Raw genomic sequence first — 10,208 nt, 5'->3', positions numbered from 1 at the left:
ACCGAGGACACCTGCGTCCAGATCCTCCAGCCCGGCTACCGGATCGGCGAGCGGATCATCCGCCCGGCGATGGTCTCGGTCGCGGAGCCCCAGCCAGGCACCCAGACCGTCACCGCTCCGGACGCCGACAAGGCGAAGGACGCGGCCAAGGGCTCGGACAAGGGCCAGGCCAAGGGCGGGGCCAAGAAGGACCGGGCCGACGGCGGCTCGGACAGCTGACCACCGGTGACAGCTGACAACCTGTGCGCTGCGGAGTCGTGCGCCGGCCAGTACGGCGGCCGGCTCCGCAGCGCGCTGTCAGCGTGCCCGGGCTTGCGTATTGACAGCACTGTGACGATGGACCTCGGGAGGTGGCGCCGGCCATGAGCGGCAAGGACTACGTGGAGAAGGACTACTACAAGGTCCTCGGTGTGCCCAAGGACGCCAGCGCCACAGAGATCAAGAAGACCTACCGCAAGCTGGCGCGCGAGTTCCACCCCGACGCCAACAAGGGTGACGCCAAGGCCGAGGAGCGGTTCAAGGACATCTCCGAGGCGTACGACGTCCTCTCCGACGAGAAGCGCCGCAAGGAGTACGACGAGGCCCGCAGCCTCTTCGCCAACGGCGGCTTCCGGTCCGGCGGTCCCGGCGGCACCGGCAGCTACAGCTTCGACTTCGGCGACCTGTTCAGCGGCAGCCAGGGCGGAGGCGGCGGCGGGGGCATCGGCGACGTCTTCGGCGGTCTCTTCAACCGCGGCGGCGGCGCCCGGCAGGCCCAGCCCCGGCGCGGCGCCGACGTCGAGACCGAGGTGACGCTCTCCTTCGAGGAGGCCGTCGACGGCGCCACCGTCCCGCTCCGGATGACCAGCCAGGCCCCCTGCCGGGGCTGCAACGGCACCGGCGCCAAGAGCGGCACCACCCCGCGGGTCTGCCCGACCTGCGTCGGCTCCGGCACCGTCAGCCGCGGCCAGGGCGCCTTCGCGCTCTCCGAGCCCTGCCGGGACTGCCGCGGCCGCGGCATGATCGTCGACGACCCGTGCACCGACTGCCACGGCAGCGGCCGGGCCAGCTCCGCCCGCACCATGCAGGTCCGGATCCCGGCCGGCGTCCAGGACGCCCAGCGGATCCGGCTCAAGGGGAAGGGCGCCCAGGGCGAACGCGGCGGCCAGCCCGGCGACCTCTACGTCACGGTCCACGTCGACCCGCACCCCGTCTTCGGGCGCAAGGCCGACAACCTGACCGTGACCGTCCCGGTCACCTTCCCCGAAGCCGCCCTCGGCGGCACCATCGAGGTGCCGACCCTGAACGGCCCCTCGGTGAAGCTCAAGCTCCCCCCGGGCAGTGCCAACGGCCTCACCCTGCGGGCCCGCGGCAAGGGCGCCACCCGCAAGGACGGCACCCGCGGCGACCTCCTGGTCACCGTGGAGGTCGTGGTGCCCCAGCACGTCACCGGCGACGCGCTGACCGCCCTGGAGCAGTACCGCGAGGCCACCGCCTCCGACGACCCGCGAGCCGCCCTGTTCAAGGCGGCGAAGGGAGCGTGACGACCAGATGAGCCCCGACGACACCACCATCGGCCCCGGCCTCGGCGACGGCCTGCCCGGCGCCGGCCCCGGCCCCGGTACCGGGCTGCCCGGTACCGGCCGCCGCCCCCGGCGCGCCGCACCGCAGCCGCAGTACGTGCTCACCGAGGAGACCCCGGTCTACGTCATCTCGGTGGCCGCCGAACTCTCCGGCCTGCACCCGCAGACGCTCCGCCAGTACGACCGGCTGGGCCTGGTCTGCCCCGACCGCACCGCCGGCCGCGGCCGCCGCTACTCCGCCCGCGACATCCAGCAGCTGCGCGAGGTCCAGCGGCTCTCCCAGGACGAGGGCATCAACCTGGCCGGCATCAAGCGGATCATCGAACTGGAGAACCAGGTCACCGCCCTCCAGTCCCGCATCGCCGAACTGGCCGACTCCCTCGAGGGCGCCGCCACCACCCTCCAGCAGCGCGAGGCCACCATCCACGCCTCCTACCGCCGCGACCTCGTCCCCTACCAGCCCCCCACCCCCCACTCCAGCGCCCTGGTCGTCTGGCGCCCCAAGCGCTAGCCCGCCTGGCCTCACTTGATCGCCGCCGGTTTCCCTCTGCTTGGGGGGTGCCGGCGGTTTGATCGTGGTGAGAGAGTGCTGATCGACGGACCGAACCTTCCCGCCGATGTAGTCAGATCTGGCATGCTGCATGGCGTTTCCCGCACGGACACCTGGCAGTACTGGTACACACGGCCATGGCAAGGAGCCTCAGATGAGTGGGCGAGAGCAGCTCGGTGCCACCACGAGTGGAACAGGGGTCCTTTCCAAAGAGGCGCGCAAGCTGTATCTCGCCATCATCGGAGAGAATGGGCGACTCACGGAGGACTCGGAACTCGCGTGTGAGCGCGCTGCCCGGGACGAGCTGGTGGGCATAGGCCTGCTCGTCCCCGACACCGACGAGCCGGGTGTCCTCGTCGCGGTCGACCCCCAGCAACTGTCCGAAAGCCTCAGCGCGACCTGGCAGCGCCAAGCCCTGGACCTGCTCACCCGCGCCTCGGCACTCAATACGGACCTCCACGACCTCACAGCCGCGTACCACTCACCGGAGCAGGCCGGCGGCACCATCGAATACGTCCGCGGCAAGGTCCTGATCAACCAGAGGGTCCAGCAGATAGTCTCCAGCGCCGCGGAGGAGATCCTCGCGGCACAGCCCGGCGGGCCAAGGCCTTCCGACGCCCTCGCGGGCATTCTCGCGCGGGACCTCGAAGCCCTGCGACAGGGCATCGGGCTCAGAACGATCTACCACCCGAGCACCCGCTACCACGCTCCCACCAGGGAGTACGTGGCAGCCATCACTCAGGCGGGCGGCAGGGTCCGGACCCTGGACGAGCCTTACACGCGCCTGATCGTGATCGACCGCCGAATCGCGGTCATCCCCGTTGCCGAGGACCTCAACCTCGCCGCCTTCATCCACGATCAGGCCGTCATCAGCTACCTGATCAGTGAGGTCTTCGAGCGGAACTGGAGTCACGCGCTGGACTTCGACGGGGCCCGCGCGGTTCCGCAGCAGGTCGTTTCCGGGATGCGCCAGACGATCATCGACCTCATGCTGGAGGGCGTGAACCACCGGGTGATCGCCCGACGGCTGGGCATCAGCGAACGCACCCTCGCCCGACACCTCGCCGAGATGCGGGACGAGCACAACGTCGAGTCACTGTTCCAGCTCGGCTACGCACTCGCCCGGACGAGTGGCGACGGGCGCTCCGACGCGTACGGGTGACGACCTCCGCAGCCCGCTCAGTTCCAGATCGTGTCCGTAGCCAGGGCAACGGTCTTCTGCGCTGACGACCCGTCGCCTCCCCGGATGTTCCAGATCGTGTCATCCGCCGAGCTCGCACCACCAACGAGAAGCGCCACGCCAACGACGAGTGGAACCAGAACAAACCGAGCCACCCGACGTATCCGAGACATGGTGTCCCCTCTCCTCGCAGGGCTTTATTGCGGATACCCAGCCCATCGTTTCGAACAACCTGCCACATAATGCCGCACGGGTGCATCCAAGTGCCAGAGGGAGGGCCCGTACAGTGCGTCATCTCTCTGCCAGTCATCGAGATGACACCACGGCTCTGTGGACGGTGGTCACGGTCGACAGAGACGATCAGTGCACTCCCCAGAGAGTCGGCCAGGAACAACACGGGGGCAACAAAGCCATACATGAGCACGACAAGTTAGTTTCGACCGCAACGAATGCGCAGCAGCATTCCGATAGGCACCACCCAACGGGGCGAATCGGCCTAGTTGGCATCTATCCCCGGAGTCGACATGACTGAGCCCTACCTGCGTCACCACGACAGCCAGGCCCATGAGGGCCGGCGTGCACGAGTCTTCCTGGCCGCGCCGCTGATGCGGTTGACCGGGCCGGCGGACAGTGTGGTGACGCTCGCCAGCCGGACGCGGCTGACCACCCTCCGTACCACCCTTCTGCGCAGTGGCGCCGCCGTCTACAGCGCCCACCACAGCGACGCCTGGACGGTCGCCGGCCGTGCCCCCGAGCCGCGGGTGCCGTCGGACTTCCGGGCCCTGCAGTCCGCCGACCTGGTCTTCGCCTACGTCGGCGCGCCGCTGTCGGCCGGGGTCAGCCTGGAGCTGGGCTGGGCGTCGGCGCTGCGGAAGCCGATCGTCCTGCTCGTCGACGAGGCCATCACGCACAACCCGCTGATCGCCACCATCGAGCAGGTCGCCCCCGTCCTGCCGCTGGTCTTCGACGACACCTGGTCCCAGGAGGCCCTCCACCACACGGTGGAGACCGCCCTCGACTGGGCCGGCATGGCGCTCTCCCTGCGCGAGGGCTTCTGGACCGCCCCCGGCGAGCAGTTCACCGTCCCCCGGCAGCAGCAGCCCCCCGCCGTCGGCCCGGCCGGCTACTGGCCCACCGGCGCGGCGACCGGCTGACCACGTCTCACGCACGGGGCTCCCCCGTCCGGGCACCGCGCATCTGCCAGCCCAGTTGGAACAGCGTCTCCGCGTCGTACAGCTCGCGCAGCCGCGCGATGTGGCCGGCCACCGTGCGCTCGCTCAGGCCGAGACGGGTCGCGATGGCACGCTGGGTGAGGCCCTGGGCGAGGAGCCGGCCGACCTGCTCGTGCACCGGGGACTCGACGGAACCCTCGGCCAGCGCGGCCCAGTTGACACCCTCCGCCTGCTGCCAGTGCTGCTCGAAGACGTCGACCAGGAAGGCGACCGTCGCGGGGTCCTCGACGAAGGCCGCGCTCGAATTGTCGGGCGCCGCCGGGATGACGGCGACCGTGCGGTCGAAGATCAGCATCCGCTTGAACGGCAACGCCAGCACCCGGACCGCGCACCCGAGCCGGGTGACCTCGGCCGCGTAGTCGACGGTCGGCCCGTCCAGGCGGACCGCCGGTTCGTAGATGGTGCGCATGGAGCCGCCGCGCTGGAGGTAGCGGCGGGCCCGGTCCAAGGAGTCCGGCAGCAGCGAGGCGGGACGGGCCCCGCCCGGCTGGGCGGTCAGGCCCTCCGTCCGGTAGTCCTGGGACAACCGCTCGATCTCGTGCCGGATCTGCTCCATGTCCGCGATGTAGCGGACGTCGACCTGGTTGGGGCCTCGCCGGGGTGACGTGTCGTAGGCCTGAGTGAGGTCCGCCAGCAGGTCCGGCAACTGCTCCGCCTCCAGCAGCAACCGGGCGCCCGTCGTCCGAATCTCCGCGCCGATCCGGTGGGCGACCGCGCGCGGATCGACGGAGCTGAAGGACGCGTCGAGCAACTGGGGTACCAGTAGACCGAGTTCGACGAGGCGCTCCAGTGCGGCAGCATTCTCCGGGCCGATCTCGGCGGCCCGGATCCGACCGCCCTCGCGGAGGACCGCGAGGTACAGCTCGCGCGCCGCGGCGTCCGGGAGGGCGGAGGTCAGCAGGTCCGAGGGCACGTGGGACTCAGGCACGGGGCTCACCCCGCATCTGCCAGCCGAGCTGGAAGAGGGTCTCGGCGTCGTACAGCTCGCGCAGGCGCGCGATGTGGCCGGCCACCGTGCGCTCGCTCAGGCCGAGGCGGGTCGCGATGGCGCGCTGGGTGAGGCCCTGGGCGAGGAGGCGGCCGACCTGCTCGTGCAATGGGGACTCCACGGAACCCTCCGCCAACGCCGCCCAGTTGACGCCCTCCGCCTGCTGCCAGTGCTGCTCGAAGGCGTTGACCAGGAAGGCCATCACGGCGGAGTCCTCGACCAGGGCCGCGACGGTGTTGTCCGGGGCGGCGGGGATGAGGGCCACGGTGCGGTCGAAGATCAGGATGCGGTCGAAGCCGGCGGCGAGGACCCGGACGGGGCAGCCGAGCAGGGTGGACTTGGCCGCGTAGTCGACGGTCGCGGGGGCATGAATGGCCGCCGGTTCGTAGATGGTGCGCATGGAGCCGCCGCGCTCGACGTAGCGGCGGGTGTGCGCCAGTGCGTCCTTCATGTGTTCCGGGGGACGGGCTCCGCCGGGCTGGGCGGCCCAGGCCTCGTGCGGATGGTCGTCGATGAGCTGGGAGACGAGATGGCGGATCTGCTCCATCCCGGCGATCCGGCGGACGCCTCCGGCGAGGTCGTGGCGGCGGGGTGCGGCGTCGTAGGCCTGGGTGAGGTCGTCGAACAGGTCCGGTACGGCGGCGGCGCGGGTGAGCAGGCGGGCGCTCTCCTCGCGCAGTTCGGCGCCGATCCGCTCGCTGACAGCGCGGGGGTTCACCGCGCTGTAGATGCCGTCCGCGACGCGGAGGGTGATCAGTCCGACGTCGGCCAGCTTCGCCACGGGCGCGGCCGCCTGTTCCGTGACGTCGGCCAGGCGCAGGTGCCCGCCCTCACCGAGGATCGTCCGGTACAGCTCGCGCGCGGCGTCGTCCAGGAGTGGGAGGTCGTGCTCAGGCACGGGGCTCACCCCGCATCTGCCAGCCGAGCTGGAAGAGGGTCTCGGCGTCGTACAGCTCGCGCAGGCGCGCGATGTGGCCGGCCACCGTGCGCTCGCTCAGGCCGAGGCGGGTCGCGATCGCGCGCTGGGTGAAGCCCTGGGCAAGGAGGCGACCGACCTGGGAAGGGGTCCTCGATTCGGCCGCGCCGGCGGCCAATCCGGCCCAGTTGACGCGCTCGGCGATCTGCCAGTGCTGCTCGAAGAGGGCGACCAGGAAGGCGACCGTCGGCGGATCCTCCACGAACGCGGCGCTGGAGGTGTCCGGCGAGGCCGGGATCACCGCCACCGTCCGCTCGAAGATGATCATCCGGGTGAAGCCGAACGGGAGCACTCTGGGGGTGTTCCCGACCTCGGAGAGCCGGGCAGCCAGCTCCACGGTCGGACCGTCCAGCAGCGCGGTGGCCTCGTAGAGCGTCCGCATGGCGCCGCCCCGCTCGATGTAGTGGCGGGAATGGTCGACGATGTCGTCCATGGCCTCGGTCGGACGGGCACCGCCCGGCTGGGCGCTGAGGACCTCGTGCGGCATCTCCTCCGCCAACTGGGAGACCAGATGCCGGATTTCCTCCATGCCTTCGACGATCGTCGTGGAGCCGCCGCGGTCGAACCGTCTGGGCGAGGAGTCGTAGGCGTCGGTCAGGTCCCCGAGCAGTTCGGGAAGTTCCTCCGCCCGGGTCAGCAGCCGAGTGCCGGCCGAGCGGAGGTCGGCACTCATTCGGGCGCTCACCGCGCGGGGATCCACCGCGCTGAAGAAGCCGTCGGACGCGTAGCGCTTCAGCAGCCCGAGTTCGATCAGCGTCTGCAGCGCCGCGGCGTCCTCGTCCTGGACGTCAGCGGCGCGGACCCGGCCCCCGTCGCGCAGGATCGCCCGATACATCGCGCGGGCGGCGGCGTCCGGCAGCTCGGCGGCCGTGGGGTCAGGCATCGCGGCCGCCGCGCATGAGCCAGCCGAGTTGGAAGAGGGTCTGGGCGCCGTAGCGGTCGCGGAGGCGGGAGATGTGGGCGGCGACGGTGCGTTCGCTGAGGCCCAGGCGGGTGGCGACGGCGCGTTGGGTGAGGCCGCGGGCGAGGAGGCGGCCGACGCGGTCGGGGGCGTTGTGGGCGGGGCCCTGGGTGAGGGCGGCGGACCAGTCGGTGGCGTCGGCGCGGGCCCAGTCGCGTTCGAAGGCGTTGACGATGAAGGCGATCGCGGCGGGGTCGGAGATGAAGGCGGCGGTGCTGTGGTCGTCGGTGGCGGAGATCACCGCGACCGAGCGGTCGAAGATCATCAGCCGTTGGATCGGCTCGTCGAGGATGCGGATCAGCGAGCCGCGCCGGGTGACCTCGTCGGCGTAGGCGAGGGCGGGCGGTTCGGACATCGCGACGGGCTGGTAGATGGTGCGCAGCGAGCAGCCGCGCTGGAGGAGCTGGACGTCCTGCTGGAGGGCGATCTTGAGGGCGTCGGCGGGGCGGGGGCCGGGCTGGGCGGTGAGGACCTCGGTGCGGCAGTCGGAGACCAGCTGGGAGATCCGGTGCCGGATGTGGGTGTGGCCCTCGATGTAGACGGCGCCGCCGGAGCGTTCGGGCGGGCGGGGCATCGCGTCGTAGGCGCGGGTGAGGGCGTCGAGGGCGCCGGGGAGGTTCTCGGCGCGGACCAGCAGGCGGGTGGCCTCGCTGCGGAGTTCGGCGCCGAGGCGGTCGCTGACCGAGCGGGGGCTGACGGCGGTGTAGCAGGCGTCCATCGGGTTGGTCATCAGCAGGCCGATGGCGACGAGCTGGCGGACGGCCGCCTGGTCGGACTCGGGGACGTCGGCGACCCGGATCCGGCCGCCGTCGGCGAGGATGGCGAGGTAGAGGCGGCGGGCGGCCTCGTCGGGTTCGCCGCCGGTGGACGCACCGGACGCACCGGACGCACCGGACGCACCGGACGCACCGGATGCACCGGATGCACCGGACGGGACAGACTGGACGGACGGGCCGGACACGCCGGACGCTTCGGTGCCCCTCGGATCAGCCGTCGCCTCGAAGGTCACCTCGAACGCTCCCTGCCGGATGTCTCTCGGATGCGTGGTGCTCCTCGCGCGCCGTGCGCGGTGGCCGGCGGTGATCACGGTACTTGGGGGCCGGCGGTCCCCCGGACTCCGGGTGCCGTCGCACGCGGGTCCGGGGGCCGCCGACCGTACGCCACGGTCTCAGCGCTTCCGGCGAGGCGGAGCAGCAACGCCTCGCCGACTCCGGTCCCGGGGGCCATCACCACACATGGCGTCCCGGCCGGCGCTCTTCCCCCCGATATGCAGGCACGTGCGGACGTGCCGGTCGCATCCAGCAATGAAGAGCAAGTCGCCACCATCGGACTGCGGTTGCCCGGACGACCTGGCGTGACTCCACCCTCACAGCGTGACGGCCGGTGAACAAGTGCCGCCCTGCTGCATGTTCTCGCAATTGCAGGAACCTGCACCGCCGGAGCGGCGGGCGGCTCCGGCGGCGGATTACGTTTTCGACGAAATCCCAGGTCAGAGCGGTGTGGGGCGGGGCTTCCGACCGTCCGGCCGGTCGGTGGCGGAAGTTCGTACTCCGGAAGGGTGCAGTCTGCGAAGGGCCGGGCGAAGGGCCACCCCAGGAGGTCTGCGAAGGCCGGGGGAACGGCCGGCTCAGCGGGCCAGCAGCCGGCCGCCCGCCAGCCCGGCGGCCGTGCCGCCCGCCGCGAGCGCCCAGGCCGCCAGCAGCAGCCCGAACAGCCCGACCGCGAGCCCGGTGAACCCGGCGAAGCCGGTGTGCCGGGCGAGCGCCGCCGCGCCGGTGACGCAGGTGCCGACCGGGAAGGTGAACGCCCACCAGGTCATCGCGAACGGCATCCCGGCCCGCCGGGCGCGCAGGTTGGCGGTCAGCGCGAGGGCCAGCCAGAGCAGGGCGACGCCGATCACCGCCACCCCGAACAGCTCGGCCAGGGCGAGCGCCGCCGGGGCCAGGCCGGGGAGCACCGGACGGGCGGCGTCGGCGAGCTGGTGGACGGCGGTGGTGGACTGGCCGAGCGGGCCGAGCACCAGGAACAGCGACGGGGTGAGCACCAGGGTGGGCAGCTTGCTGTGCACCAGCCCGGTGAGCACGACCGGCAGCAGCACCAGGGTGGCGAGCAGGCCGATCCCGAACAGCGCCGCGCAGCCGTACAGCAGCGCCTGCTGGGCGGTGCCGGCGGGCAGGTGTGGGACCAGCGCCGGGCCGGTGGCGGAGGCGACCAGCGGGGCGACCACGGGCAGCAGCCAGGTCGGGTTGGCGGCCAGCGGGGAGACCGCGTGCCGGGTGATCATCAGGTACGGGATGCCGGCGGCGACGGCCAGCGCGTACAGCGTGCCCGCGCTCCACAGCACCAGGTCGAGGGCGACGGCCGGGCCGGTGCCGATGACCCGGGAGCCGAGGGTGAGGGTGCCGAGGCCGACCGAGAGCAGGGCCATCGGCGGACAGCCGTAGAAGACGGCGGTGGCCGGGTTGTCGAGCAGCTGCGTACGGGCGGCCTCGCGGTGCCGGGTGAGGTGGACCAGCCGGGCGGCGCCGAGCACCAGCAGGCCGGCCAGCCCGAGCGCCCACATCAGCTCGCCGAAGCCGATCAGGCCCGGCCACCGGACCGGGAGGGCGGCCGCGCCGTTGCCGACGATCGCGGTGCCCATCACCGCCGCGTACCAGTTCGGGCCGAGCTGGGCGAGGTCGAGACGGCGTACGCGGGTGGACAGGCTGGGCGGGAACGCGGTGCTGAGCAGGGTGGCCATGACACCAACCTCCCCCGGC

General features: G+C 71.9%; 10 protein-coding genes. 5 read left to right on the top strand and 5 right to left on the bottom strand.

Going from position 1 to position 10,208, the window contains the following annotated elements:
• The 5 genes from grpE to AB0N76_RS18630 all read left to right on the top strand — a co-directional run.
• On the top strand, window positions 1-219 hold a 219-nt coding region (grpE, locus tag AB0N76_RS18650), incomplete at its 5' end, for a nucleotide exchange factor GrpE (protein WP_363558420.1).
• A 143-nt stretch (window positions 220-362) separates the two neighbouring features.
• Window positions 363-1,523, top strand: coding sequence for a molecular chaperone DnaJ (gene dnaJ / locus AB0N76_RS18645; RefSeq protein ID WP_363558418.1), 1,161 nt, complete (start codon window positions 363-365; stop codon window positions 1,521-1,523).
• Window positions 1,524-1,530: 7 nt separating this feature from the next.
• Window positions 1,531-2,073 (top strand): helix-turn-helix domain-containing protein, encoded by a 543-nt coding sequence (locus AB0N76_RS18640; protein ID WP_363558416.1) that lies wholly within the window; start codon window positions 1,531-1,533, stop codon window positions 2,071-2,073.
• Window positions 2,074-2,266: 193 nt separating this feature from the next.
• Window positions 2,267-3,274 carry a helix-turn-helix domain-containing protein gene (locus AB0N76_RS18635; RefSeq protein ID WP_363558414.1) on the top strand — a complete coding sequence of 336 codons (1,008 nt, stop codon included), beginning with the start codon at window positions 2,267-2,269 and terminating at the stop codon, window positions 3,272-3,274.
• A gap of 542 nt (window positions 3,275-3,816) precedes the next feature.
• On the top strand, window positions 3,817-4,446 hold the full coding sequence (locus AB0N76_RS18630; protein WP_363558412.1) for a hypothetical protein: 630 nt from the start codon (window positions 3,817-3,819) through the stop codon (window positions 4,444-4,446).
• A gap of 7 nt (window positions 4,447-4,453) precedes the next feature.
• Here the strand turns inward: AB0N76_RS18630 and AB0N76_RS18625 are convergent, their stop codons facing one another.
• The 5 genes from AB0N76_RS18625 to AB0N76_RS18605 all read right to left on the bottom strand — a co-directional run bounded on the left by AB0N76_RS18625 (window position 4,454) and on the right by AB0N76_RS18605 (window position 10,189).
• Complete coding sequence (locus tag AB0N76_RS18625) at window positions 4,454-5,452, bottom strand: helix-turn-helix domain-containing protein (protein ID WP_363558410.1); 999 nt, start codon at window positions 5,450-5,452, stop codon at window positions 4,454-4,456.
• On the bottom strand, window positions 5,445-6,410 hold the full coding sequence (locus AB0N76_RS18620) for a helix-turn-helix domain-containing protein (RefSeq protein WP_363558408.1): 966 nt from the start codon (window positions 6,408-6,410) through the stop codon (window positions 5,445-5,447). Before AB0N76_RS18620 ends, AB0N76_RS18625 begins: the two co-directional genes overlap by 8 nt.
• Window positions 6,403-7,371 carry a helix-turn-helix domain-containing protein gene (locus AB0N76_RS18615; protein ID WP_363558406.1) on the bottom strand — a complete coding sequence of 323 codons (969 nt, stop codon included), beginning with the start codon at window positions 7,369-7,371 and terminating at the stop codon, window positions 6,403-6,405. Before AB0N76_RS18615 ends, AB0N76_RS18620 begins: the two co-directional genes overlap by 8 nt.
• On the bottom strand, window positions 7,364-8,458 hold the full coding sequence (locus AB0N76_RS18610) for a LuxR C-terminal-related transcriptional regulator (protein ID WP_363558404.1): 1,095 nt from the start codon (window positions 8,456-8,458) through the stop codon (window positions 7,364-7,366). The genes AB0N76_RS18615 and AB0N76_RS18610 overlap by 8 nt, the downstream gene beginning before the upstream one ends.
• Before the next feature lie 618 nt (window positions 8,459-9,076).
• The gene (locus tag AB0N76_RS18605; protein WP_363558402.1) at window positions 9,077-10,189 is read right to left on the bottom strand and encodes a C4-dicarboxylate ABC transporter; all 1,113 of its coding nucleotides are present in this window, start codon (window positions 10,187-10,189) and stop codon (window positions 9,077-9,079) included.
• Between the last annotated feature and the right edge of the window lie 19 nt (window positions 10,190-10,208).

Origin of the sequence: Kitasatospora sp. NPDC093806, from assembly GCF_040683335.1 — a bacterium.
In the GTDB taxonomy this organism is placed as follows: domain Bacteria; phylum Actinomycetota; class Actinomycetes; order Streptomycetales; family Streptomycetaceae; genus Kitasatospora.
This window is presented reverse-complemented; position numbering and strand designations above follow the sequence as displayed.